18 protein-coding genes are annotated in these 24,622 nt (G+C 66.5%); 14 read left to right on the top strand and 4 right to left on the bottom strand.

Annotated elements, in window-relative coordinates; genetic code table 11:
• The gene (locus AC3IQ7_RS15735) at window positions 1-1,191 is read left to right on the top strand and encodes a DUF444 family protein (protein WP_489206602.1); all 1,191 of its coding nucleotides are present in this window, start codon (window positions 1-3) and stop codon (window positions 1,189-1,191) included.
• On the top strand, window positions 1,188-2,699 hold the full coding sequence (locus AC3IQ7_RS15730; protein WP_489206601.1) for a SpoVR family protein: 1,512 nt from the start codon (window positions 1,188-1,190) through the stop codon (window positions 2,697-2,699). Before AC3IQ7_RS15735 ends, AC3IQ7_RS15730 begins: the two co-directional genes overlap by 4 nt.
• Window positions 2,700-2,843: 144 nt before the next feature.
• Here AC3IQ7_RS15730 and AC3IQ7_RS15725 read toward each other — a convergent pair whose 3' ends face one another.
• Both AC3IQ7_RS15725 and AC3IQ7_RS15720 read right to left on the bottom strand, forming a co-directional pair.
• On the bottom strand, window positions 2,844-4,118 hold the full coding sequence (locus AC3IQ7_RS15725) for an SDR family oxidoreductase (protein ID WP_489206600.1): 1,275 nt from the start codon (window positions 4,116-4,118) through the stop codon (window positions 2,844-2,846).
• Window positions 4,118-5,434, bottom strand: coding sequence for a nucleotide sugar dehydrogenase (locus AC3IQ7_RS15720; RefSeq protein ID WP_489206599.1), 1,317 nt, complete (start codon window positions 5,432-5,434; stop codon window positions 4,118-4,120). The genes AC3IQ7_RS15725 and AC3IQ7_RS15720 overlap by 1 nt, the downstream gene beginning before the upstream one ends.
• 219 nt (window positions 5,435-5,653) lie before the next feature.
• Between AC3IQ7_RS15720 and prsT the strand changes: the two genes are divergently transcribed.
• From prsT to AC3IQ7_RS15705, 3 genes are read left to right on the top strand one after another with little or no spacing between them, the layout of a single operon-like run.
• The gene (prsT, locus tag AC3IQ7_RS15715) at window positions 5,654-8,437 is read left to right on the top strand and encodes an XrtA/PEP-CTERM system TPR-repeat protein PrsT (RefSeq protein WP_489206598.1); all 2,784 of its coding nucleotides are present in this window, start codon (window positions 5,654-5,656) and stop codon (window positions 8,435-8,437) included.
• Between the two features lie 3 nt (window positions 8,438-8,440).
• Window positions 8,441-10,909: a hypothetical protein gene (locus AC3IQ7_RS15710; RefSeq protein ID WP_489206597.1), complete on the top strand. Its 2,469-nt coding sequence runs from the start codon at window positions 8,441-8,443 to the stop codon at window positions 10,907-10,909.
• Window positions 10,906-11,676 carry a S1 family peptidase gene (locus AC3IQ7_RS15705; protein ID WP_099376823.1) on the top strand — a complete coding sequence of 257 codons (771 nt, stop codon included), beginning with the start codon at window positions 10,906-10,908 and terminating at the stop codon, window positions 11,674-11,676. Before AC3IQ7_RS15710 ends, AC3IQ7_RS15705 begins: the two co-directional genes overlap by 4 nt.
• A 4-nt stretch (window positions 11,677-11,680) precedes the next feature.
• On the opposite strand, the gene AC3IQ7_RS15700 is transcribed toward AC3IQ7_RS15705, so the two are convergent.
• Window positions 11,681-12,427 carry an N-acyl amino acid synthase FeeM domain-containing protein gene (locus AC3IQ7_RS15700; RefSeq protein ID WP_099376824.1) on the bottom strand — a complete coding sequence of 249 codons (747 nt, stop codon included), beginning with the start codon at window positions 12,425-12,427 and terminating at the stop codon, window positions 11,681-11,683.
• A 200-nt stretch (window positions 12,428-12,627) separates the two neighbouring features.
• The gene (locus AC3IQ7_RS15695) at window positions 12,628-13,251 is read right to left on the bottom strand and encodes an XrtA/PEP-CTERM system exopolysaccharide export protein (RefSeq protein ID WP_099376825.1); all 624 of its coding nucleotides are present in this window, start codon (window positions 13,249-13,251) and stop codon (window positions 12,628-12,630) included.
• Between the two features lie 255 nt (window positions 13,252-13,506).
• Here AC3IQ7_RS15695 and AC3IQ7_RS15690 point away from each other — a divergent pair, with 255 nt between their 5' ends.
• The 9 genes from AC3IQ7_RS15690 to AC3IQ7_RS15650 are packed head-to-tail and all read left to right on the top strand — an operon-like array spanning window position 13,507 to window position 24,620.
• The gene (locus AC3IQ7_RS15690; protein WP_099376826.1) at window positions 13,507-15,036 is read left to right on the top strand and encodes an XrtA system polysaccharide chain length determinant; all 1,530 of its coding nucleotides are present in this window, start codon (window positions 13,507-13,509) and stop codon (window positions 15,034-15,036) included.
• A gap of 17 nt (window positions 15,037-15,053) precedes the next feature.
• Window positions 15,054-15,905, top strand: a complete 852-nt coding sequence (locus AC3IQ7_RS15685) for an XrtA-associated tyrosine autokinase (protein ID WP_099376827.1) — start codon at window positions 15,054-15,056, stop codon at window positions 15,903-15,905.
• Entirely contained in the window at window positions 15,889-17,418 is a 1,530-nt protein-coding gene (locus AC3IQ7_RS15680; RefSeq protein ID WP_489206596.1) for a TIGR03016 family PEP-CTERM system-associated outer membrane protein, read from the top strand. The genes AC3IQ7_RS15685 and AC3IQ7_RS15680 overlap by 17 nt, the downstream gene beginning before the upstream one ends.
• Before the next feature lie 10 nt (window positions 17,419-17,428).
• Window positions 17,429-18,589 (top strand): non-hydrolyzing UDP-N-acetylglucosamine 2-epimerase, encoded by a 1,161-nt coding sequence (gene wecB / locus AC3IQ7_RS15675; protein WP_489206595.1) that lies wholly within the window; start codon window positions 17,429-17,431, stop codon window positions 18,587-18,589.
• Window positions 18,586-19,446 carry an XrtA system polysaccharide deacetylase gene (locus tag AC3IQ7_RS15670; RefSeq protein ID WP_489206594.1) on the top strand — a complete coding sequence of 287 codons (861 nt, stop codon included), beginning with the start codon at window positions 18,586-18,588 and terminating at the stop codon, window positions 19,444-19,446. The genes wecB and AC3IQ7_RS15670 overlap by 4 nt, the downstream gene beginning before the upstream one ends.
• Window positions 19,446-20,525: a FemAB family XrtA/PEP-CTERM system-associated protein gene (locus AC3IQ7_RS15665; protein WP_489210459.1), complete on the top strand. Its 1,080-nt coding sequence runs from the start codon at window positions 19,446-19,448 to the stop codon at window positions 20,523-20,525. The genes AC3IQ7_RS15670 and AC3IQ7_RS15665 overlap by 1 nt, the downstream gene beginning before the upstream one ends.
• 15 nt (window positions 20,526-20,540) lie before the next feature.
• A complete protein-coding gene (locus AC3IQ7_RS15660; protein WP_489206593.1) occupies window positions 20,541-21,836 on the top strand; it encodes a TIGR03087 family PEP-CTERM/XrtA system glycosyltransferase in 1,296 nt (431 codons plus the stop codon).
• On the top strand, window positions 21,833-23,416 hold the full coding sequence (gene xrtA / locus AC3IQ7_RS15655) for an exosortase A (RefSeq protein WP_489206592.1): 1,584 nt from the start codon (window positions 21,833-21,835) through the stop codon (window positions 23,414-23,416). The genes AC3IQ7_RS15660 and xrtA overlap by 4 nt, the downstream gene beginning before the upstream one ends.
• Window positions 23,406-24,620 carry a TIGR03088 family PEP-CTERM/XrtA system glycosyltransferase gene (locus AC3IQ7_RS15650; protein ID WP_489206591.1) on the top strand — a complete coding sequence of 405 codons (1,215 nt, stop codon included), beginning with the start codon at window positions 23,406-23,408 and terminating at the stop codon, window positions 24,618-24,620. The genes xrtA and AC3IQ7_RS15650 overlap by 11 nt, the downstream gene beginning before the upstream one ends.
• Window positions 24,621-24,622: the final 2 nt, after the last annotated feature.

Here is a 24,622-nt window from a genome sequence, read left to right as displayed (position 1 = left end):
ATGGCCGTCGCGACCTCGCCCGCTTCCGCCGCGCCAGCCCTGGCCCGGCCGTGGTACGCGCTGTTCTCGCGCGGCGCGCGCGACTGGCTGCGCCACAACCAGAAAGTGCGCGAAGCCGTGCAGGCGCACTTGCCCGACCTGGTCGCCACGCCTGACCTGATCGGCGGGCCGCAGCAGCGCACGGTGCAAGTGCCCATGCGCCTGCTCGAACATGCGCATTTCCGCCTGGCGCCCGCGCGCAACAGCGTGGGCGCGGGCCAGGGAGACGGCCAGCCTGGCGATATCCTGCGCCCGGCCCGGCCCGCCGCCACGGGCGGGGCAGGAACGCAAGGCGAAGGCGGCGATGGCGAGGGGGCCGTGCGTCTGCTGCTCGAGTTTCCCATCGACGACATACTCGACTGGCTGTGGGACGCCTTCGAATTGCCGCACCTCAAACCCCGCCACCTGGGCGCCATCGACGACGTGCGGCTCGTGCGTAGCGGCCTGGACCGGCATGGCGCCCGTTCCCGGCTGGACCGGCGGCGCACGGTCAAGGAAGCGATCAAGCGACGCGCCTTGCAAGCGCAGCCCGTGCCCTTCACCAATGATGACTTGCGTTACCGCCAGGTGCTGCCACAGCCCCGGCCCAGCACGAACGCCGTCGTGTTTTTCGTGCTGGACGTGTCGGCCAGCATGGCGCAGGCCGAGCGCAGGCTGGCCAAATCCTTCTTTTTCTTTGCCTTGCAAGGCTTGCGCCGCAGGTATGCGCGCGTGGAAACGCGCTTTATCGCCCATACGACACGGGCCTGGGAATTTTCCGAAGCCGAGTTCTTCCTGGTCAATGGCATGGGCGGCACCATGGCTTCCACCGCCTTTCGCCTGAGCCGCGAACTGCTGCAGCAACACTACGCGCCGGGCCGCTACAACGCCTACCTGTTTTATGCCTCCGATGGCGAGAATTTCAGCGAAGACCGGGGAGCTGCCAGCCAGGCCCTGGGCGAACTGGCCGCCTTGCTCAACTATATGGGCTATGTGGAAACCATCCCCGGCGTGCCGCGCAGCCTGGAAACGGAAATGCACAGCTTGTTCGCCGAGCTGGAACGGCGCGGCTTGCCCTTGCACAGCAGCATCCTCAGCAGGACTGACGACGTGTGGGAAGCCATCCGCACCTTTTTCCGGCACGAGGCGGCCGATACGGAAGAAGTCCCATGACGCTGGCTGACACAGCCGGCCTGGACGGTTACGCGGCCCGCATCGAAGCGCTGGCGCGGGAACTGGGGCTGGAGTTCGCCCCCGTCGAGTTCGAACTGGTGCCGGACAGTTTCATGGCCGAGATCGCCATCTATGGCTTGCCAGTGCGCATGCGCCACTGGTCGTTCGGCGTGCGCTATATCCACCAGCTCGTGCATCAAAAGATGGGCAACTCGCATATGTTCGAAGTCATGTTTCCCGGCGATCCTTGCCATGCCTACATGGCCGAACACAATTCCGTTGCCGAAAACACCCTCGTCACAGCGCACGTGCTGGGCCACGCCGACTTTGCCAGCCGCAATGCGCTGTTCCTGCGTTTCGGCGCCATGGCGGGCCAGCGCATCCTGGAACAGAGCGCGGCGCGGGCGCAACGTCTGGAAATGGCGCTGCAACGCCACGGACAGGAGCAGGTGGAAGCCGTGCTCGACGCGGCACTGGCGTTGGAGCAGCACGTGGATATCCACGCCGAGCTGCACCGCCCGCCATACTCCGTACCATCCGTACCATCCGTACCATCCGCGCCGGCGAGCCTGGCCAGCAAGCAGGAAAGGACCGCCGTGGACGATCCTTTTGCACAACGCTACCGGCGCTTGCCCGGCGAAGCGGCCGCGCTGGCGGCGCACGCGGCGGCGCGGGCGCGCGTGACACAGCGCCCGCTCCTGCCGCCGCAGCCCGAATACGATTTGCTGTGGTTCCTTGCACAGCATGGGCCGGAGCTGGCCGACTGGGAACGCGACATTTTCCTCGCCGTGCGCGAAGAGTCGTTTTACTTCTACCCCGTGTACGCCTGCCAGATCATGAACGAAGGCTGGGCCTCATACTGGCATGCGCGGCTGCTGCGCGAAGCCGACTTCCTGCCGCCGGCCCTGTACCTGGCCGCCATCAAGTCGCATTCGGACGTGGTGCGCCCCTATGCGGGCGAGCACCAGCAGGCGCTGGCCGTCAATCCCTATCACCTGGGCTTTTGCATGTGGGAACACATCATCGAGCGCGAAGGACTGGCGCGGGCGCGCCAGATTTGCCGCGACGACGATGACTGCAGTTTTGTACGCAACTATCTGGACGGGGAACTGGCCGACCGCCTGGGCCTGTTCGTGCATGAAAGCCGCCGCGATGGCGAAACGCGCCTGGCCAGCCGCGACTTGCAAGCCATCCGCGAAGCCATCCTGGCGCCCAAATACAACTATGGCGCGCCGTGCATCGCCGTCACCCTGCTCAACGACGACGGCAGCCTGGTGCTGCGCCACGATCACCAGCGCGATGGGCGCGGCCTCGACCTGGAACGGGCGGAACAGGTGCTGGCGTATATCGCCCGCATCTGGCGCCGTCCCGTCACGCTGCATACGGCCGATTTTCGGGGCACGCCGCGGGTTCTGCGCAGCAAGAGCGAGGGCATACCGGAACCGCCCGCGCCGGCAGCGTCATCAACAACGTCAGCAACGCCGACAGCGCCGCCCGTGCAACACTGAACGCTCACGCACGGCCAGCGTGTCCGGCCAGCGTGTACCTCGGCCTGGGCTGCCTGTTTCTCACACTGGCCAACTGGCCGGCCGGCATCTGCCTCACGGCTGGCCAACTGACCGGCTGGCACGTGCCTCTCGCCGGCCCGGCCCTCAAGCCCGGCCCGCCTGCGCCACATACCAGGCGATGGTCTGTCGCAAGCCTTGCGCCAGGTCGTGCGTGGGGGCATAACCGAGCAAGCGGGCCGCCTTGGCGATGTCGGCCTGCGAGTGGCGCACGTCGCCGGCGCGAAACTCGCCATATTGCGGAGGCTGCGGCACGTGCTGCGGGCGGGTGGCAAGCAGCATCTGCTGCATGGTGGCGTGCAGCTGCGTCAGGCTGGTGCGGGCGTTGACGGCCACGTTGTAGACCTGGTTCACGGCTGCCGGATCGGCACACGTGGCGGCCAAGATATTGGCTTGCACGGCATTGTGCACGAAGCAAAAGTCGCGGCTGGTGACGCCATCGCCATGGATGTGCACGGCCTGATTGTCCAGCATGGCGGCGATCCAGCGGGAAATGACGGCCGCATAGGCGCCCAGCGGGTCCTGGCGCGGACCGAAGACATTGAAATAGCGCAACCCCACCGTCTGCACGGCGTAGCAGCGCGCGTACACTTGCGCATACAGTTCATTGACATACTTGCTTAGGGCATACGGCGACAAGGGCGCGCCGATGTGCTGTTCCACTTTTGGCAAGGCCGGATGGTCGCCATATGTGGCGCTGGAGGCCGCGTACACGAAGCGCTGCACGCCCGCGTCGCGCGCGGCGGCCAGCATGTTGTGGAAGCCGCTGACATTGACGGCGTGGCACAGCAGCGGGTCTTCCAGCGAACGCGAGACGGACCCGAGCGCCGCCTGGTGCAGCACATAATCGACGGCGGGGCCGCCCGGACCGGCACGACCGCGCCCGGCCAAGCTGCCGCTGGGGCCGCTGCTACCATCAGCCGCAGTTGCATCACCATCTTTCTCACCGTCTGTCTCACTGCCTGCCTCACCGTCTGTCTCACTGCCGGCCTCGCCGCCGTCAATGTTGCTGGCGGCCTGTACCGGTGCGCCGCACGCCCACGCGCACGCTAGCGGGTCGCGGATATCGCCTTCGATGAAGGTGAAGCGCCGCCACGCCTGTTCGCCCACGCTGGCGCGCACCAGTTCCAGGTTGTGCCGGTGGCCCGTCAGAAAATTATCGAGGCCACGCACTTCCTGTCCCAGCTTCAGCAAGGTTTCCAGCAGGTGCGAACCGATGAAGCCAGCCACGCCCGTCACCAGCCAGCGCCGCGGCGTTTGCGCCAGTTGCGCGCAGGCTTGCGCGTAGGCGCTGGGGGCCGGGCTGCCCGCGGCGGCGCCTTGCGCCGTGTTTGCCGCCCGATCGAAGGCATCGGCCGCCATCACAGCCGCCACACGTGCAAGCCGCCATCCTCCAGCGGACGGGGGGCGAAATGCGATTTGATGTCGATGAAGCAGCCGTTTTCCTGCACCTTGGCCTGGAAATCGGCCAGCGGGCGGGCCAGCAGGGCCTGGTGCGAGACGGCGCTGATGATAGCCTCGGCGCGCGGCAGCTGTTCCCAGCTTTCCAGCGATAGACCGTATTCTTCCAGCGCTTCGCGGCCATCGGCGACGGGATCGTGCACATGCACCTGCACGCCATACGATTGCAGTTCGTGGATCATGTCGACCACTTTCGAGTTGCGCAGATCCGGGCAATTTTCCTTGAAGGTCAGGCCCAGTACGTTGACGTGTGCCCCCTTGAGCTTGAAACCAGCGCGCACCATTTCCTTGATGGTTTTTTCCGCCACGAACTTGGCCATGCCGTCGTTGATGCGGCGTCCGGCCAGGATCACGTGCGGGTGGTAACCAAGCATTTCCGCCTTGTGCGTCAGATAATAGGGGTCGACGCCGATGCAGTGGCCGCCCACCAGTCCGGGGCGGAACGGCAGGAAATTCCATTTCGTGCCCGCCGCCTGCAGCACTTCCAGCGTGTCGATGCCGATGCGGTCGAAGATGATGGCCAGTTCGTTCATCAGCGCGATATTCAAGTCACGCTGCGTGTTTTCGATCACCTTGGCCGCCTCGGCCACCTTGATGCTCGACGCCCGGTGCACGCCGGCCTCGACCACGCCTTCGTACAGCGCTGCCACCTTGTCCAGGGTGGCAGCATCGTCGCCCGAGACCACCTTGCGGATGCTTTGAAGCGTATGGTCCCGGTCGCCGGGGTTGATGCGCTCGGGTGAAAAGCCCACATGAAAGTCTTCCTTCCAGCGCAGGCCCGAATGCTGTTCCAGGAGGGGGATGCAGATTTCTTCGGTGGCGCCCGGATACACGGTGGACTCGTAGATGACGATGGCGCCGCGCCGCATGTGGCGGCCGACGGCCGCGCTGGCGCCGGCCAGGGCGGAGAAATCGGGATTGTGCGCGCTGTCGACGGGTGTGGGCACGGCCACGACGATAAAATCGGCCAGTTGCAGCTCGGCCGGATCGCAACCGACGCTCAGCCCTTGCGCCGCCAGCAACTGTTCATGGCTGACTTCGCCTGTCGGGTCGATGTGGCGCCGGTAGCTTTCCACCTTGCGGGCCGACAAGTCAAAGCCGATCGTGCGCTGGCGCATGCCGAACGCCACGGCCAGCTGCAAGCCCACATAACCGAGTCCCACCACCGCCACCACGCCCGCCTTGCCATCTACCTTGCTATCGACTTTGCTGTCCATATGCCTGTGCTCCGAAGGGTTGCGGCCCGAGCAGCGCCGTCCGGGAAATTCTACGGTTGCCGGTTTGGCCATTCTTGAGCGGGAACAAGAAACACGGGGCGACAGCCAGCAGGCGCGCTGACAATCGGCGGCTTGTTGAGCGCAATCAAGGAGACCGGCGGCCATCTTTTTAAGCTAGGCCATGCCTATCCCTCATGCACGCCGCTACCGGAGACTTCCATGGCCCGTTCCCTGTCCCGCCCTTTCCCTGGCTTGCCGGCCGCCGCGCTGTGCTGCACCCTGCTGCTGCCCCTGCTGACGGCGTGCCACGGCACGCAGAGCAGCGAGACCCTGCTGGCCGATGCGCAGCAATACCGCCAGAAAGGCGAAGCGCGGGCCGCCATCATCCAGTTGAAGAACCTGCTGCAAAAGGAGCCGGACAACGCGGCTGCGCGCCTGCTGCTGGGCAGCATCTACATCGACACGGGCGAAGCGCTGTCGGCCGAGAAAGAATTGCGCAAGGCCAAGTCGCTGGGCCTGGCCTCGCAGCAAGTGCTGCCATTGCTGGGCAAGGCCTGGCTGATGCTGGGCCAGTTCGACAAGGTGCTGGCCGAGATCGCGGACGATGCGGCGCAGCCCGCCAGCGTGCTGGCCCTGCGCGGCGACGCCTTGCTGGCCCTGGGCCGCCAGGACGAGGCGCGCGCCCTGTTCTCGCGCCTGCTCGAAGCCCATCCCGACCAGGTCGAAGCCTTGCTGGGCCTGGCACGCCTGGCGGCGCTGCAGCAGCAGGTGACCGCGGCCGAGCTGCTCCTGGCGCAAGCGTTGAAAAGCGCGCCCGCCAACCTCGACGCCTTGCGCCTGCAGGGCGACCTGCTGCGCCTGCAAGGCAGGAATGGCGCGGCACGGCTCGCCTACATGCAGATCCTCAAAATCAAACCGGACAATACCCAGGCGCACATCGACCTGGCCAACCTCGACATCGTGGAAAACCGCTACCTGGAAGCGGCCGCCCAGCTGGCCACGGCGCGCAAGTCGGCGCCCAACAGCCTGGGTTTGCTGCAAGCCCAGGCGCTGCTCGATTTTCGCCAGGGCAAGCACAAAGCGGCCTTGCAAGGCTTGCAGCTGGTGCTCAAGGCGGCGCCCGATCACATGCCGTCCATCCTGCTGGCCGGCGCCGTGCAACTGGCGCTCGGCTCGCCCCCGCAGGCGGAAAACTACCTGCGGCGCTTCCTGGCCGTGTATCCCCGGCATTTATATGCCGTCAAGATGATGGCGTCGATCGAATTGATGCGCAACAAGACCGACGCGGCGATCGGCTTGCTGCAACCGATGCTGGCCGCCTTTCCCGAAGACGTGGAATTGCTGTCGCTGGCCGGCGAAGCCCACTTGCGCGCGCGCCAGTACGACAAGGCAACGGCGTATTTCGAACAGGCCATCACCCTGGCGCCGGACACGGCCAGGCTGCACGCGGCGCTGGGCATCAGCCGCCTGGGCATGGGCGAGAACAGCCGCGCCATCAATGAACTGGAACGCGCCAGCATGCTCGACAAGAGCACGCCGCAAGCGGGCACCATGCTGGTGATGACCTTGCTGCGCAACAAACAGAACGACAAGGCCCTGGCCAGCGTCAAGGTGATGGAGCAACAGCAGAAAGGCACGAATCCCTTGCTGCTGAATCTGAAAGGCGGCGTCTACCTGGCCTTGCGCGATGTGCCGGCTGCGCGCGCCAGCTTCGAGCAGGCCCTGAGCATGGACCCTGTGTATTTGCCCGCCCTGAACAACCTGGCGCAGATCGACCTGGTCGAGAAAAAGCCGGTGCAGGCGAAACAGCGCTTCGAAAAAGCGCTGGCGAAGGCGCCGAAAAATGCCGACCTGTGCGCGGCGCTGGCCAAGCTGGCCGCGTCAGAGGGCAAGACGGACGAGGCGCGGCGCTGGCTCGAACGCGCCCACCGCGACAATCCCGACAGCGTCGCGCCGGCCCTGCTGCTGAGTAACTTTTACCTGAAGACGGGCGCGCCCGAGAAGGCGCTGGAACTGGCGCGCACCTTGCAGGCGGGCCATCCGGGCGACGCCGATGCGCTGGCCCTGCGCGCGCAAGTGGAGTACAGCGCCGGACAGGCACCGGCCGCGCTCGACAGCTACAACAAGCTGGCCAGCATACAGACGACGTCCGCGCCCTTGCAGATGCGCATCGCCAGCCTGCACCTGGCGCTGGGCGACCAGCATAATGCGCTGCAAGCCGTCAAGCGGGCGCAAGCGCTTGACCCGGCCCTGCTGGAAGCGCGCGTGGTGGAAGTGGCGATGCTGCTGACCCTGAATCGCCAGCGCGAGGCACTTGCCGTGGCGCGGCAAGTGCAGGAACAGCAGCCGAAGCTGGCGGCCGGCTACAAGCTCGAGGGCGACGTGCTGATGGAGCAAAAGCTGCCGCAGCAAGCCGTCAAGCTGTACCAGCACGCCTTCGGCATCAGCCCCATCGGCCCCTTGCAGGTGCAGCTGTATCGCGCCTTGCAGGCGTCGGGACAGGAGCGCGAAGCCGAGGCGCGCATGGTCACCTGGCTGAAAGCGCATCCGGAAGACTTGTCGACGCGCACCTATCTGGCGGGCACCCGGCTGGCAGCGAAGCAATACCGCGCCGCCATCGAGCATTTTCAGTATGTCGTCGCCAGGGATGCGGGCAACGTGGTGGCCTTGAACGACCTGGCTTGGGCGTATCAGCAGGAAAAGGATCCGCGCGCGCAGGCCACGGCCGAGCAGGCGCTGAAGCTGGCGCCCGATAATCCCGCCGTGCTCGACACCCTGGGCTGGATCGTGCTGGAGCAAAGCGATGTCAAGCGCGCCACGGCCCTGCTGCGCAAGGCGGCGGGCCTGGCGCCGGCAGCGCTCGAAGTGCAGTACCACCTGGGTGCGGCCCTAGCGAAATCGGGCGACAAGGGCGGCGCGCGCAAGCAACTGGAACAACTGCTGGCCGCCAACAAGGACTTTCCCCAGCGGGCCGCAGCGCAGGCCTTGCTGACCCAGTTGTAGGCCATGGCTGTGCACGCGGCCATGCCCGGCGTGGCGGCGCGGCCGCTGGCCCTGCTGGCGGGCGCGGCCTGCGTGGCGGCCTTGCGCCATTATCCGCTGGGCCACGGCTGGCCCGGCCTGCTGTTTGCCATCCTGCTGCCCGCGTATTTCCTGCTGCTGTGCTGGCGTCCCGCCAGCTGGCTGTTCTGCGTGCCCGCCCTGCTGCCCGTGCTGGACCTGGCGCCGTGGACGGGCTGGTTTTTCCTCGAAGAAATCGACGTGCTGCTGTTGCTGACGCTGGCCTGCGGTTACTGGCGCCTGGGCGGGTCAGGCCAGCCGGCAGCGGCGCGGCTGTCGCCCGCTGCCCGCGCCTGTTTGCTGCTGTGCAGCCTGGCCTGGCTGGCGGCGCTGCTGCGCGGCGTCCTGCCGCTTGCGCCCCTCGACCTGAATGCCTGGGACAATTATCTGAGCCCCTACAACAGCTTGCGGCTCGGTAAAGCCTGGGCCTGGAGCATGCTGCTGCTGCCGCTGCTGCTGCGCGACGCGGACCCTTCCTCCTTGCGCCGCTACGCGTTGCCGGGCATGCTGGCCGGGCTGGCCATGGTGTCGCTGTTCGCCCTGTGGGAACGGGCCGTGTTTCCCGGCCTGCTGAACCTGTCCAGCGATTACCGCATCACGGCGCCATTTTCCGCCATGCACACGGGCGGCGCCGCGCTGGACGGTTACCTGGCCCTGAGTTTGCCTTTCGCCGGCCTGTGGCTGGCGCACGCGCGCGGCCGCTGGCAGGCGGCCCTGGCCTTGCTGCTGCTGGGCCTGGCCCTGCACGCGGCGTTCACCACCTTTTCACGGGGCCTGTACGCGGCCTTGGCGGCGGCCATGCTGCCGGTATTCTGGCAGGCCCTGCGGACGGCGCCCGGTGCGGCGCGGCAATCGCCCGGCCAGCCGTCCTGGCGCAAACCTTTACTCAAGCTGTTGCTGGCCGGCCTCGGTACCGCCCTGCTCCTATATATGTTCAACCTGGCAGGCTACCGGGGCCTGATCGCCGCCGTCGTCCTGCTCGCGGCCAGCTTCGTGCTGGCGGCGCGGCCCTTGCCATGGCGCCTGGCGCCGGCCAGCCTGCTGTGCGCGCTGTGCCTGCAGGGCTTGCTGGCCGCCTGGTGGCCGGAAGGGACAGGCCAGCAAACGGCCGGCTGGCTGAAAGGCCCGTATTTCCTGTTTTTGCTGGCGGCCGCGCTGCTGGCGGGCGCATTGTGGCCCAGCGGCACCGGCGGCAAAGGTCCAGCCAGGCTGGGCCTGGCGATGATGGCGTGGACCATGCTGGCATGCAACCTCGCCTGGATAGGCTGGCACTGGGCCGGACCGCCGGTCCTGCTGCCCGCCGGCCTGGTCGTGCTGCTGGCCATGCTGATGCTCTGCAACGGACGTTTGCACCCCCCGCTGTGGCGGCTGGACCGGGCCAGCCTCAGCCTCGCGGGTGCAGCCGGCATCCTGCTGCTGGCCATACCCGTCTCGGCCAGCTATTACGCCACAGAACGTTTCTCCACCACGGCCTTCGACATGCAAGGCCGCTTGCGCCACTGGCGGCAAGCGCTGGCCATGCAGCCGTCCGACTGGGGCGACCGCCTGTTCGGCATGGGCAGCGGCAGCTTTCCCGCCACCTATTACTGGCACAATCCCCAGCGCGAGGTGCCGGCCAGCATCGCCTATGCCGAAGAAGGCGGCAACCTGGGAAACCGCTATGTGCGCCTGGCCAGTCCCGGCTATGGCGCCGGCTATGGCGAACTGCTGCGGCTGCTGCAACGCGTGCCCGTGCAGCCGGCCACGCGCTACACCCTGTCGCTCGACGTGCGCAGGACGGGACCCATGCCCGTGCTGCTGGTGCGCCTGTGCCAGCGACAATTGCTGTATGCGCAAGGCTGCGTGCCTGTCCCCCTGCGTCTGCGTCCTCCGGCACCGGGTAATCCGGTGGAGGCCTGGCAACACTATGACGTGCCGTTCGACAGCGCCTGGCTGGGTGCGGGCCGCTGGCTGCTGAGGCCGCCCGTGCAGCTGGAACTGGCGGCCAGCGGCACGGCCACCTCGTCCGTGCTCGAAGTGGACAATGTCAGCTTGCGCGCGCCCGGTGGCGAGGAGCTGATCGCCAACGGACGCTTTACCCAGGCCAATAATTACTGGTTTTTCAGCAGCGACCACCATCACTTGCCGTGGCATATCAAGAACCTGGCGCTGCATGTGCTGGTGGAAACGGGCTGGTGCGGCGCCCTGTCCCTGCTGGCCCTGCTGACCCTGGCCGGCCTGCGCCTGCTGCGCCGCGCCGCGCGGGGCGATCCGGGCGCGCTGGCTTGCGCCGCCGCGCTGCTTGGTTTTCTCGTCGTCGGCCTGTTCGACAGCCTGCTTGACGTGCCGCGCCTCGCCCTGCTGTGCTATCTGATGCTGCTGTGCGCGCTGGTGCAGCCCGTGCCACCTCCTCCCGTTGAAAGTACGCCGCCATGAAAGCCTTGCTCTCCGCCTTGCTGTCCTGCCTTGCCTTGCTGTTCGCCAGCGCGCCGTGCCGCGCCGATGCGCCACTGGCGCACACCATTGCGCGCGTGAAACCGTCCATCGTCGGCGTGGGCAACCTGCAAAAGACGCGCACGCCGCCGATGAATTTCATCGGCACGGGTTTCGTGACGGGCGACGGCTTAAGCGTGCTCACTTGCGCCCACGTGATCCAGAAACTGCTCGACGCCAATCCGAACGAAGTCATCGGCATACTCACGGGCCAGGGCGAGGTGGCGCAATTTCGCCCCGCCAAGGTCCAGGCGCTGGACACGGAACACGACCTGGCCTTGCTGCGACTGGCGGGCGCGCCCCTGCCCGCCCTGGCGCTGGGCGACGCGGCCACGGTGCGCGAAGGCCAGGCCATGGCGTTTACGGGGTTTCCGCTGGGTACCTTGCTGGGGCTGCACCACGTGACGCACCGCGCCACCGTGTCATCGCTGACGCCGGTGGTCATGCCCAGCGAAAATGCGCAGCGCCTCGACGTACGGCGCCTGGCGCAGCTGCAAAAGGCGCCGTACACCGTGTTCCAGCTGGACGCGACGGCGTATCCGGGCAGCAGCGGCAGCCCCCTGTTCGATCCCGAGACCGGTCTCGTCTACGGCATCGTCAACATGGTGTACATCAAGGGCCTGAAGGAAGCGGCCCTCAGCGCACCGAGCGGCATCACTTACGCAATTCCGGGCAGCTACATGCAGGCGCTCCTGCTGAAAAACCCATGAGTCATCAGTTGCGCCCCTGCCTCAGCCGATCCGTAATGCCAGGCTCATCCCATGTCGGAAAAAAAAAGGGGTAAAACGACCGTTCACCCCCATGCTGTTCCATCAGGCCACCGTATTTGCGGATCTGGGCCCCCATGTAATCGAGGTCCAGCCGTAGCAGCACAGCCGGCGCCCCCACGCGCGTGCACTCGCGCTCGCCGCCGAAGTCCTGGAATCCCAGCATGCGCTTGTAAAACACCACGTGGCGCGGGTTGACTTCGATCACGTAATCCGTAAAGCCGTGAATATTGTGGGCATAGATATAAGAGATATGAATCAGCGCCGCAAATACGCGCTTGCTCACGCCCTTGTCGATGGCCAGGCGCGACGGTTCGCACAGGCGGCGGCCCTGCTCGCGCAGGATGTCGAGCTTGTCGCGGAAGTTTTCATCGGCGGGCAAGCCTGTCTCGTCATTGTCGAGGCACAGGGTCATGGTGCCGACGGTGCTGCCGGCCGTTTCCGCAAACAGCGTGATCTTGTTCAGGGCATGCGCGATGCCAGGATCGACGGCATAGCCACGCCAGCCGTACATCTTGCGGATCAGCAAACTGGCCGCCTCGCGCCGGCCGCGCGAATTGGCCATGCGGATATGAAAGCGCTGCAGGTCGAGCTCGTGCTCCATGGCCGGGTCGATCTGCCCCTCGCCCACCACCAGGTCGCTGAAAGTACCGGGCGTGTCGAAGGAAATAATGGGTTCATCTTCAAAGCTCATCTTGTCCTCACGTTCATCGGCCGCCGTCGAGACGGACTGAAGCCAATGCCTTGTGACAAGAAAAAAACTGGAGAAGTTCCCACGCCAGGCAAAAAAAACAGAAGAAATGTGCTATTCAGTAGCAAAATTGCATGCTGAAATTTGCCTGCAAGTACAAAATGTCAAATAAAAATGCTGTTTTGATATTGCCGAGGCCGCTATTAAAAAAAACTTTCCGGTATCAATAACACGTCGCCCGGCCGCATCATGACATTCGCGGAAATATCGCCGTCTTTCAATAAATCGTCGAGCCGCACGCGCAGCTGCTGCTGGTTGCCTTCGCGCATGCGGATGATGCTGGCCTTGTTGCCTGCCGCGAAATCGGTGATGCCGCCCACGGCGATGAGCACATCCATCAGCGACATGCCCAGGCGGTACGGCAGCGCCTGCGGCTTGGCCGCCTCGCCGATGACGCGGATCTGCTCGCCATACGGGCCCGAGAAATTGGTGACGATGACCGTCACCACAGGCTGCTGGATGAACTTGCCCAGGGCTTGCTCGATGTCACGCGCCAGCTGGGTCGACGTCTTGCCGCTGGCGGGCAAATCCTCGACCAGCGGCGTGGTGATCTTGCCATCGGGCCGCACGGCCACCGTCAGCGACACTTCCGGATTGCGCCAGACGATGATGTTGACGGAGTCGCCCGGTCCGATCAGGTAGTCGTGCATGGGCGCGCTGTCGTCGGAAGGGGCCAGCGGATGGGTCGTGCGGCAGGCGCCCAGCAGGCCGGCGGCAATGGCCAGGCCCAGCGTGTTGCGGACAAATGCACGGCGAAACGGATTCATGCGGAGCCTCTTCGAGTCGATGGCGCATCCATGGCCGGCCCCGCAGAACCAGCCTGGGCCGCGAACTTCCTATGATTATTAAAACTTGGCAAGAGAACCTTGAGGCGTATCAAGAAGCAATCATCTTGGGAAATCTTGCCTCACAGCCGCCCTATACTTTGCTTACTCAACAGGCAAGCATTTCTTGCAAGATGCCGTCGTTGTCCGCGCCGCCAAGCCATCTACCGTGCAGCACCGTCATCCGAAGGAAGCGACATGGAGCAATTGATACAGCAACTGCTTTCCAGCCTGAAAGGCATCTGGAAGTACCGCTGGCATGCGGTGCTGGTGGCGTGGCTGGTGGCCATCGCCGGCTTCATCCGGGTGATTACCCTGCCCGACGACTTCCAGACCTCGGCGCGCGTGTTTGTCGATACGCAAACCATCCTCAAGCCGCTGATGGCCGGCATGACCAGCGTGCCGAACACGGAACAGCAAGTGGCCATCATGAGCCGCACCCTGCTCAGCCGCCCGAACGTGGAGCGCGTCATGCGCATGGTCGACCTCGACCTCGATTCGAAGACCGCGCGCGAACACGAGGCCCAGCTGGACGACTTGATGAGCCGGATCAAGATCACGGGCACCAACGCGTATGACATCTATACCATCAGCTACAGCGGGCGCGACCCGAAGCTGGTGCGCGACGTCGTGCAAAGCCTGCTCACCATCTTTGTCGAAGGCAGTTTCCAGGGTAAAAAGGGCGATTCGCAAAAGGCCGTGCAATTCATCGACGAGCAGATCAGGAATTACGAGGACAAGCTGAGCGCGGCGGAAAACCTGGTGAAGGAATTCAAGATCCGCAACAACCTGCTGCTGCCGCGCCAGGGCATCGACTATGGCAGCCAGCTGCTGATGTCGTCCGATAGCCTGAACAATGCCAAGCTGGAACTGGTCGAGGCGGAACAATCGCGCAAGGCCATCCAGAGCCAGATCGAGGGCGACGAGCCCGTGCTCGACCTGGAGCCGAACGCGGCGGCCATCACGAATCCCGAACTCGACGAGCGCATCGCCTCGATCAACAAGAACCTCGACAGCCTGCGCATGCAATTTACGGAATTGCATCCCGACATTATCGCCTCGAAGCGCCTGGTGGCCCAGCTGGAAGAACGCAAGATCGAGGAAAGCAAGCTGAAAGCGGCCTCCGGCGACCCGGGCAAGAACTACAGCCCCATGTTGCAGCAACTGAAGGTGGCGCTGACGGACGCGGACGCCAAGGTGGCCGCCATCAAGGCCCGCGTGCAGGAATACAGCGCGCGCAACGATCGCCTGCTGGCGCAAAGCAATGCCGTGCCCGAGGTGGAATCGCAACTTGCGCAGCTCAACCGCGACTACGTCATCAACAAGGAAAACTATGAAAAGCTGATCGGCCGGCGCGAAGCGGCCAAGCTGTCGGGCGAGCTCAGTTCCACTACCGAAATGATGGCCTTCAAGATCATCGATCCGCCCACGGTGCAATATGCGCCTGTCGGCCCGAACCGCCCGCTGCTGTTCAGTGCGGCGCTGGGCGCGGCCCTGGTGGCCGGCGTCGCCACGGCCTTGCTCATCAGCCAGGTACGCCCCACCTTCCTCAGCCCCGCCGAACTGCGCGACGCCACGGGCTTGAACGTGCTGGGCACGGTATCGATGAACTGGACGGCGCTGCAGCAGGTGCGCCGCCGCCGCGCCCGCTACGGCTTTGGCGCCTGCCTGGGCAGCCTGTTCGTGCTGTACGGCGGGGTCATGACGGCCGCGCTGCTGAAATTCTAGATCCGGGGGGAGCGACGATGAGCAGCAAGGACAGCGGCAAGCAGGAACCCACGATCCTGGGTGTGGCCGAGGCCGGCGTGCCCTATGATGCGACGGGTGCGGCGGGTGCGGCGGGTGCGGATGGCGCTGACGCGGCCAGGTCGCCGCAATACCGCCCGCTGAACCTGGCCCGTCTGGCCGAACAGGGCATGCTCACGCAGGAAGGCGGACGCAGCTCGGTGGCCGAGGATTTCCGCATCATCAAGCGCCCGCTGCTGCGCCAGGCCCGCGCCAGCGGCGCCGAGGCCATCCGCCACGGCAACCTGATCGTCGTCACCAGCGCCATGCCGGGCGAAGGCAAGACATATTGCGCCGTCAACCTGGCCATGAGCATCGCCATGGAAATGGATATCACGGTGCTGCTGGTCGACGCGGATGTGGCGCGCCCGTCCGTGCTGAAAGTGCTGGGCCTGGCACCGGAGCCGGGGCTGATGGACGTGCTGCTCGACCCGCAACTGGCCATGGGCGACGTGATCCTGAAAACCAACGTGGCCAACCTGAGCATCCTGCCCGCCGGGCGCAGCAACAAGCACGCGACGGAATTGCTGGCCAGCCGCGCCATGAGCCGCTTGCTGGCGGAAATTGCCAGCCGCTATGGCGACCGCGTCGTCGTCTTCGATTCGCCGCCCCTGCTGATCACCAGCGAAGCGCACGCGCTGGTCGGGCAGATGGGGCAAGTGGTGATGGTGGTCGAGGCGGAAACGACGACGCAGCACGCCGTCAAGGAAGCGCTGCGCCAGATCGAGTCGTGCGAACACATACATTTGATCTACAACAAGACCAAATCGTTCCCCGGCAACGACTACTACGGCTATGGCTATTACGATTAGCGGCCGGGTTTCGCTGCCGCTGCTGCCGTTGCTGTCCCTGCTGATGCCCCTGCCGGCCGGCGCCGTCGACTGGCTGGTGAAGCCGTCGCTGCGCCTGCGCGAAAGCTATACGGACAATGCCTTGCGCGCGCCGCCCGGCCAGGCGCAAGCGGACTTCATCACGGAAATCGCGCCCGCCATCGCCCTCATCGGCACAGGTCCCCGCCTGCGCGTGCACCTCGATTACAGCTGGCGCAAATACCTGTCCGGACAGCGTGCCGACACGGACAACCACGAACTGCACGCCTCGGCCGACGCCGAGCTGGTCAAGGACTGGTTCTTCATCGATGCGGACGCCAGCGTCAGCCGGCGCAACGTCTCGCCATTCGGCCCGCAACTGATCGACGACCTGCCCGACACGGACAATGCCAGCACCGTGCGCACCACCGGCATCAGCCCCTACCTGCGCCACCGTTTCCGCGGCCTTGCCACGGCCGAGCTGCGCTACACGCGCAACACGGTCGACAGCGGCGGCGACCTGCTGTCGATGCACAGCGATGAGCTGGAATTACTGCTCGGCGGCGAGCCGCGCGGCAAGGGCTGGACCTGGAACGCCAGCCACGACGTGCGCCGCACGCAGGACAGCAAGCTGGCCCCCGTGCGCATGCAGCGCAGCAGCGTAGGCCTGCGCTATCCGTTCAGCAGCAAATGGGCGGCCACGGCCAGCGGCGGCATGGAAAAGGAAGGCTATATCTCGACTTCCGGCAAGGCACCGGCGGGCCGCTTCTGGTCGCTGGGCGGCGTGTGGACGCCGTCGCCGCGCACCAGCGTGGCCTTCAGCACGGGCAAGCGCTTCTTTGGCACCACCTACAGCCTGGATGCCACGTTCCTGCAGCGCCATACCAACTGGCAACTCAGTTACAGCGAAAACATCACCACCATGCCGACGCAGTTTTCGCGCCTGGGCGACCGCGATGCGGGCCGGCTGCTCGATCAATTATGGCGCGGCATCTTCCCGAATGCCCGCGACCGGCGCCTGCGCATCGATGCCTTCCTGCGCTACGCCAACAGCCTGGGGCCGGAACGGGGCGCCATCAATTACTTCAGCCACCGCTATTTCCTGCAAAAACAGCTGAAACTGACGATGGCGCGCGCCACGGCGAAAAGCACGATGATCGTCGGCGTCACGGCTGTCGACCGCACGGCGCAAACGGCCAGCGGCGTCGACAGCGGCTTGCTGCCCGGCGTGGAGTTCGGCAGCGAAGACCGCACGCGCCAGATCGGCGGCAACGTGGGCTGGAACTGGCAAGCCAATTCCCGCACCAGCCTGAATGTCAATGCCGGCTACGCCGGCGTGCGTTCGCTGAGCGCGCCCCGGCGCGACAACAACATCACCGTGACGGCTGGCTACACGCGCATCCTGCAGCCGAACATGACGGCCAGCATCGACGTACGGCATACACGGCACGCCAGCAACCGCGGCGGAGACTACCGCGAAAACGGCGTCAGCGCCACGCTCACCATGCAATTCTAAGGAGCCCGCAATGTCCGACCCCTCGCTTTCCGCCGCCGCGCCGGCGCACCTGCTGTGCGTGGTGGCCGCGCGCCCCAACCTGATGAAGATGGCGCCCATCCTGGCCGCCATGGCCCGCCAGGCGAGCGCCGTGCGCGTGACCTTGCTGCATACCGGCCAGCATTACGACACGGCCATGAACGCACAGCTGTTTATGGACCTGGAGCTGCGCCCGCCCGACATCTGCCTCGACGTCGGCTCCGGCAACCATGCGCAGCAGACGGCCGAGATCATGCGCCGCTTCGACGCCGTGCTCGACGCGCAGCCGCCGCTGGCGCCCGATGCCGTGCTGGTGGTGGGCGACGTCAATTCCACCCTCGCGTGCGCGCTGGTGGCGGCCAAGCGGGACATTCCCGTGATCCACGTGGAAGCGGGCCTGCGCAGCGGCGACCGGCGCATGCCCGAGGAAATCAACCGCGTGCTGACGGACCAGTTATCAAGCCTGCTGCTGACGAGTGAAGAAGGCGCGCGCGCCAACCTGCTGCGCGAAGGCGTCGCGCCCGAACGCATCCATTTTACGGGCAACGTCATGATCGACAGCCTGCGGCAGCAGCTGCCGCGCGCCGTAACGCCCGCCGCCACCCTGTGCACCCACGGCCACGCCTGCCCGCCCGCGTACGGCCTGCTGACCCTGCACCGCCCCTCGAACGTGGATGACCCGGCGCAGCTCGAAGCCCTGCTGCAGGCGCTGGGGCAATTGTCAGCCCGGCTGCCGCTGCTGTTTCCCATCCACCCGCGCACCCTGGCCGGCCTGCGCCTGGCGGGCCTGGAACCGCTGCTGGCGCGGCATGCCATCGCCTGCCTGCCGCCGCTGGGCTACCTGGAAATGCTGGGCCTGATGCAGGACGCCCGCCTGGTGCTGACGGATTCGGGCGGCGTGCAGGAAGAAAGCACGGCCCTGGGCGTGCCCTGCCTGACCTTGCGCGACAATACGGAGCGGCTTATCACCGTCAGCGCCGGCACGAATACCCTGGCCGGCACGCAGCCGGCCGCCATCCTGGCGCTGGCGCGCGGCATCCTGGACACGGGCGGCAAGCGCGGCCGCCTCCCGCCCCTGTGGGATGGCCACGCGGCCGAGCGCATCGCCGCCGTCATCGCACCCTGGCTGGCGGCGCGCCGGGGCACGCCATGACGCCGCCGCCTTCCTCTTTGATATTGCGCAATGCGCTCACCATCGACGTGGAAGACTATTTCCAGGTGTCCGCCTTCGCGCCGCACATCGCGCGCGCCGACTGGCCCCGCCTGGAATGCCGGGTCGAGGCGAATATCGAGCGCATCCTGTTGCTGCTGGAAAGCCGCCGCATCCACGCCACCTTTTTTACCCTGGGCTGGATCGCCGAGCGCTATCCGGCCATGCTGCGCCGTATCGCGGCGGCCGGGCACGAAGTGGCCAGCCACGGCTATGCGCACCTGCGCGCCTGCGACCAGTCGGCCGCGCAATTCGCCGACGATGTGCGCCACAGCAAGACCATCCTCGAGCAGATAACGGGGCTGGCCGTGCACGGCTACCGGGCGCCCAGCTTTTCCATCGGCGCGGCCAATCTGTGGGCCTTCGACGTGCTGCAGGAAGCGGGCTACCGCTACAGTTCCAGCATCTACCCGATCCGCCACGACCACTACGGCATGCCGGACGCTCCCCGCTTCGCCTGGCGCCCGCGCGGCCCGCTGGGCATGCTGGAATTGCCCGTCAGCACAGTACGCTTGCGCGGGCGCAACCTGCCGGCCGGCGGCGGCGGTTATTTCAGGTTGATGCCGTATGCACTGTCGCGCTGGCTTTTGCGACGCATCAATTCGCGCGACGGGCAAGCTGGCATATTCTATTTTCATCCCTGGGAACTTGATCCCGGCCAGCCGCGCCCGACGGGCTTGAGCGCCAGGACGCGCTTTCGCCACTACCTGAACCTGGGGTGCATGGAAGCGCGGCTGGGGCGTCTGACGCGCGATTTCTCCTGGGACCGCATGGACCGTATTTTTCTGGAAAGCACATGATGCACGAGGCCAGCCTTGCTCCCGACCCGCTACAGTCCCGCGCCGCCATCACCGTGCGGTCTATGCAGGGGCACGAGCATGCGCGCTGGGATGCCTTTGTCGACACGTGCCCGGAAGCGACCTTCTTTCACCGGGCCGGCTGGCAAACCATCATGCAACAAGGTTTTAACCACGACAGCTATTTTTTGTACGCGGAACAGCACGGGCGTATCGCCGGCGTGCTGCCGCTGGCCCATGTGCGCAGCCGTTTGTTCGGTTCGGCCCTCGTCTCGCTGCCGTTTTGCGTGTACGGCGGCATGGCCGGCGGCAGCGCGGCCGTGCGACTGGCCCTCGACGACGCGGCACTGGCGCTGGCCCGCCGCCTCGGCGTGGGGCACCTGGAATACCGCTGGCGCGAAGTGGACGAAAATCCGGCTTCGCCCTGGCTGCAAAAAACCCTGTACGCGACCTTCCGCCGCCCCTTGCTGCCCGATGCGGAACAGAATCTGCTGGCCATTCCCCGCAAGCAGCGCGCCGTCGTGCGCAAGGCCATGGCTGGCGGCCTGCACAGCGCCGTCGATTATGACCTCCACCATTTTTACCCGATCTACGCGGCCAGCGTGCACCGGCTCGGCACGCCCGTCTTCGCGCGCCGCCATTTTGCCCTGCTGCGCACGGTGTTTGGCGACGCCTGCCAGATCCTCACCGTGTACCACGGCCAGCAGGCGCAAGCGAGCGTGCTGCTGTTCTATTTCCGCGATGAAGTATTGCCGTACTACGGCGGCGGCAGCGTGCTGGCGCGCAGCACGGGCGCCAACGACTTCATGTACTGGGAAGCGATGCGCCGCGCCTGCGCGCACGGCTACCGCCTGTTCGATTTCGGCCGCAGCAAGCTCGGTACCGGGGCATACGATTTCAAGAAGAACTGGGGTTTTACGCCGCAGCCGCTGCCGTACGCCTACCAGCTCGTGCGCGCCAGGGCCTTGCCGGAAGTCAATCCACTGAATCCGAAATACGCGCTGTTCATCCGCGCCTGGCGCCGCCTGCCGCTGCCGCTGGCCAACCTGCTGGGGCCGCACATCGTGCGGCAACTGGGCTAAGCAAGGGGACCCACCATGCGCGAACTGCTCTTCCTCACCCACCGCCTGCCATATCCGCCCAACAAGGGCGACAAGATACGCTCGTGGCACATGCTGCAATACCTGAGCCGGCATTTCCGCGTGCACCTGGGCTGCTTCATCGACGATGACGACGACTGGCAGCACGCGAAAACCGTGGCGGCCCTGTGCGCCAGCACGCGCTTCATCGCTTTACAGCGCGGCACGGCCCGCTGGCGCGCCATGCAGGCGCTGCTGGGCCGCCAGGCCATGAGCGTGCACTATTACCGCGATGCACGGCTGCTGCAATGGGTCGACGGCTTGCTGTCCGGCGGCAAGGTGCGCCATGCGCTGGCCTTTTCCGGGCCCATGGCGCAATACATCGACGGCAGCGCGGGCCGCGCCCTGCACCGCGTGATCGATTTCGTCGACGTCGATTCCGACAAATGGCGCCAGTACGGCGACAGCAAGCCGTGGCCCATGTCGCTGCTGTACCGGCGCGAAGCGCAGCTGCTGCTGCAGTACGAGCGCCATATCGCCCAGCAATTCACGGCCGCCAGCTTCGTTTCGCCGGCCGAGGCGGCCCTGTTCCGCCAATGCGCGCCGATGGCGCGGCGCAAGACGGGACATTTCAATAACGGCGTCGACTCGGCGTATTTCGCACCCCTGCCGGCCCAGCCCGGCGTGTATCCGGCGGGCGTGCAGGCGCTGGTATTTACGGGCGCCATGGATTACTGGCCGAACATCGACGCCGTGCAATGGTTCGTGCGCCACGTCTGGCCCGCGCTGCGGCGCCAGTTTCCCCAGTTGCAGTTCTATATCGTCGGCAGCGCGCCCGTGCCCGCCGTGACGGCGCTGGCCAGGATTCCCGGCGTGGTGGTGACGGGCAAGGTGCCCGACATCCGGCCCTACCTGGCCGGCGCGGCCCTGGCCGTGGCGCCCCTGCGCATCGCCCGCGGCGTGCAAAACAAGGTACTGGAAGCGATGGCGATGGGCAAGATCGTGCTGGCCACGCCGCAGGCGCTGGAAGGCATCACCGCCCAGCCGGGCCTGGAACTGCTGCTGGCGCGCGACGACGCCGAATTCATCCACCATGCCGCGCGCGTGCTGCGCCAAGTCCAGAGCGACGCGGCCGACGGGAGCGGTGCGGCCATGGGCGCGGCGGCGCGCCAGCTGGTCTTGCAGGATTACAGCTGGGAACGCAACCTGCGGGGCCTGGGCGCCATGCTGGGCCTGCCTGGCGGGACCGAAGCCGAGGCCGCTGCCAGCGGGATCGCCGCGCCCTTGCTTCCCGTGCGGGAACCCTCCACATGAGCGTGCAACTCGACCAGGTGGCCCGCTTGCCGGACGCGGCCGTCTGGCCGCACGGGAACCGGCATGGCCAGCGGCAAGCCATGCTGCTCCTGCTACTGGCCCTGGCCGCCGTCGCGCTGCTGTACCACGCCACCTTCTGGTCGATGGTGGAATTGTGGTCGCGTTCGCAAACCTTCGCGCACGGCTTCTTGATCGTGCCCATCAGTTGCTGGCTGGCCTGGCACCAGCGCGCCCGTCTGGCTGCGCTGACGCCCCGGCCGTCGCGACCGGGCTTGCTGCTGCTCGGTGCGCTGGGCCTGGCCTGGCTGCTGGCCGACGCCGCCAACGTGCCCGTGGTGGAACAATATGCGGCCACGGCCATGCTGCCCGCCTGCGTGCTGGCCATCCTCGGCTGGCCGGCCGTGCGCCTGCTGGCCTTTCCGCTGACGTATCTGTTTCTTGCCGTGCCGTTTGGCGAAGTGTTCCTGGAACCCCTGATCGACTTCACGGCCGCCTTCACCGTCACCGCGCTGCAATGGACGGGCGTGCCCGTGTTCCGCGATGGCAGCAATTTTTCTCTACCCACCGGCAACTGGTCGGTGGTGGAAGCGTGCAGCGGCTTGCGCTACCTGATCGCCGCGCTGGCCCTGGGCGCCCTGTTCGCCCATGTCAACTTCCACAGCACGCGGCGGCGCGTAGTTGTCATGGCCGCCGCGCTGCTCGTGCCCATCCTTGCCAATGGCGTGCGCGCCTACCTGATCGTGATGCTGGGCCACCTGAGCAACATGCGCCTGGCCGTGGGCGTCGACCACCTGATCTACGGCTGGCTGTTCTTCGGCCTGGTCGCGCTGCTGCTGTTCTGGCTGGCTGCGCGCTGGCGCGAATTGCCGCTGGCGCGCGCCGCCTTGCCACCCACCCGGCCGGGCGCCAGCGCCGCTGCGGCCACCCCGCGCGCCGTCGTGCGCGCCAGCATCGCCTGCCTGCTGCTGGCGGTGCTGTGGCCGGCGCTGGCCCTGGCCAGCCACCGCGACGACAACGCCAGGCTTCCGGCCATTGTGCTGACCTTGCCCGATCCGCCCGCCTGGCATCGCCTGCCCGCTGTTCCTCCTGCCTGGCAAGCGCCGTATGCGGGCAATCCCGCGCGGTTTGCCGCCACGTATGCGCGCCAGGACGGCGACGGCGCGCCCGTGGGGCTACAACTGCACTGGTATGCGCGCCAGGCGCGCGATGCCGAACTGCTGACGCACCAGCCCTTGCCCTACGGCGCGCGCTGGACGCCCCTGGCGCAGCGCGTGCGGCACGTCGACTTGTCCGGCGGATCCATCGGCGTGCGCGAAAGCGTGCTGGCCCACGGCGGCGAACGCCTGCTGCTGTGGCGCGTGTATCGCCAGGGCGGCATCGTCACGGCCAGGCCCGCGCTGGTAAAACTGCTGCTGGCGCAAGCCAAGCTGCTGGGCAGGCGCCAGGATGGCGCCGACCTCATCGTCTTTGCCGCCTACGACGAGCTGGCGCCGCCACCGCGCGCGCAGCTGCAAGCCTTCCTGCGGGCGGCACTGCCCGTCATCGAACAACGCTTGCAGGAGTTGCCGCATGGCCCTTGACCTCGTTAGCGTCGGTACACGGGAAGCCGGTGTAGCGGCCAGCACGGCCCCGCTGATCGTGCACGTGATCCACCAGCTCGACGTGGGCGGGCTGGAAAACGGCCTCGTCAACCTGATCAACCACTTGCCGCCCGAACGCTACCGGCACGCCATCGTCTGCCTGAAGAATGCCACCGCGTTTCGCCAGCGCCTGACCACGCCGGGTGTCGATGTGATCAGCCTGGACAAGCGCGAAGGCAAGGATTGGCGCCACTACCTGCACCTGTACCGCGTGCTGAAACGGTTGCAGCCGGCGCTCGTGCACACGCGCAACCTGGGCTGCCTCGAAGCACAGCTGCTGGCCTGCCTGGCCGGCGTGCGCCTGCGCGTGCATGGCGAGCACGGGCGCGACATGAGCGACTTGCACGGCACCCGCCGCAAATACCGGCTGCTGCGCAAATGCATGCTGCCGCTGGTGCAGCACTTCATCGCCGTCAGCGCCGACCTGGGGCAATGGCTGGTGGACGCCATCGGCGCGGCCCCCGCGCAGGTGTCGCACATCGGCAATGGCGTCGACAGCGTGCAGTTCCATCCGCGCCTGGGACCGCCGGCCGCCGTGGGACCGCCCGGTTTCCTGTGCAACGGCACCTTCGTCATCGGCAGCGTGGGCCGCATGGCAGCCGTCAAGGATCACGCCTCGCTGGTGCACGCCTTTTTGCTGTTGCTGGCGCAGCCAGGCGCCCGCGCGCACCTGCGCCTGCTCATCGTCGGTGACGGGCCATGCCGCCAGGCTTGCCTGGACCTGCTGCAGCAGGCCGGCGTGGCACACCTGGCCTGGCTGCCCGGCGCGCGCGACGACGTGGCGCAACTGCTGCGCGCCATGGACCTGTTCGTGCTGCCATCGCTGGCCGAAGGCAGTTCGAACACCATCCTCGAAGCGATGGCGACGGGGCTGCCCATCGTCGCCACGCAGGTGGGGGGCAATGCGGAACTGGTGCAGTCGGGCTGGAGCGGCACCCTGGTGCCGCCCGGTTCGCCCGAGATGCTGGCCGACGCCATGCTCGATTACTACAGCATGCCGGAACTGGGCCCGCGCCACGGCGCGCGCGGGCGACGCCAGGTGCTGGCCGAGCACAGCCTGCCCGCCATGGCCGGCGCTTACCTGGCCGTGTACGACCGGCTGACGGGCGCGCGCCACCCCTCTCCCCTGTCCACCACTCCCTGAAA

The sequence above is a fragment of the Janthinobacterium sp. GL_088 genome, assembly GCF_057837845.1.
This window is presented reverse-complemented; position numbering and strand designations above follow the sequence as displayed.

Excerpts from the sequence above, each read along its gene's own strand:
- AC3IQ7_RS15695 (WP_099376825.1), bottom strand. The coding sequence starts at position 13,251 with ATGAATCCGTTTCGCCGTGCATTTGTCCGCAACACGCTGGGCCTGGCC.
- AC3IQ7_RS15720 (WP_489206599.1), bottom strand. The coding sequence starts at position 5,434 with ATGGACAGCAAAGTCGATAGCAAGGTAGATGGCAAGGCGGGCGTGGTG.
- AC3IQ7_RS15700 (WP_099376824.1), bottom strand. The coding sequence starts at position 12,427 with ATGAGCTTTGAAGATGAACCCATTATTTCCTTCGACACGCCCGGTACT.
- AC3IQ7_RS15650 (WP_489206591.1), top strand. The coding sequence starts at position 23,406 with ATGGCCCTTGACCTCGTTAGCGTCGGTACACGGGAAGCCGGTGTAGCG.
- wecB (WP_489206595.1), top strand. The coding sequence starts at position 17,429 with ATGTCCGACCCCTCGCTTTCCGCCGCCGCGCCGGCGCACCTGCTGTGC.
- AC3IQ7_RS15730 (WP_489206601.1), top strand. The coding sequence starts at position 1,188 with ATGACGCTGGCTGACACAGCCGGCCTGGACGGTTACGCGGCCCGCATC.
- AC3IQ7_RS15690 (WP_099376826.1), top strand. The coding sequence starts at position 13,507 with ATGGAGCAATTGATACAGCAACTGCTTTCCAGCCTGAAAGGCATCTGG.
- xrtA (WP_489206592.1), top strand. The coding sequence starts at position 21,833 with ATGAGCGTGCAACTCGACCAGGTGGCCCGCTTGCCGGACGCGGCCGTC.
- AC3IQ7_RS15665 (WP_489210459.1), top strand. The coding sequence starts at position 19,446 with ATGCACGAGGCCAGCCTTGCTCCCGACCCGCTACAGTCCCGCGCCGCC.
- AC3IQ7_RS15680 (WP_489206596.1), top strand. The coding sequence starts at position 15,889 with ATGGCTATTACGATTAGCGGCCGGGTTTCGCTGCCGCTGCTGCCGTTG.
- AC3IQ7_RS15725 (WP_489206600.1), bottom strand. The coding sequence starts at position 4,118 with ATGGCGGCCGATGCCTTCGATCGGGCGGCAAACACGGCGCAAGGCGCC.
- AC3IQ7_RS15660 (WP_489206593.1), top strand. The coding sequence starts at position 20,541 with ATGCGCGAACTGCTCTTCCTCACCCACCGCCTGCCATATCCGCCCAAC.
- prsT (WP_489206598.1), top strand. The coding sequence starts at position 5,654 with ATGGCCCGTTCCCTGTCCCGCCCTTTCCCTGGCTTGCCGGCCGCCGCG.
- AC3IQ7_RS15735 (WP_489206602.1), top strand. The coding sequence starts at position 1 with ATGGCCGTCGCGACCTCGCCCGCTTCCGCCGCGCCAGCCCTGGCCCGG.
- AC3IQ7_RS15710 (WP_489206597.1), top strand. The coding sequence starts at position 8,441 with ATGGCTGTGCACGCGGCCATGCCCGGCGTGGCGGCGCGGCCGCTGGCC.
- AC3IQ7_RS15670 (WP_489206594.1), top strand. The coding sequence starts at position 18,586 with ATGACGCCGCCGCCTTCCTCTTTGATATTGCGCAATGCGCTCACCATC.
- AC3IQ7_RS15685 (WP_099376827.1), top strand. The coding sequence starts at position 15,054 with ATGAGCAGCAAGGACAGCGGCAAGCAGGAACCCACGATCCTGGGTGTG.
- AC3IQ7_RS15705 (WP_099376823.1), top strand. The coding sequence starts at position 10,906 with ATGAAAGCCTTGCTCTCCGCCTTGCTGTCCTGCCTTGCCTTGCTGTTC.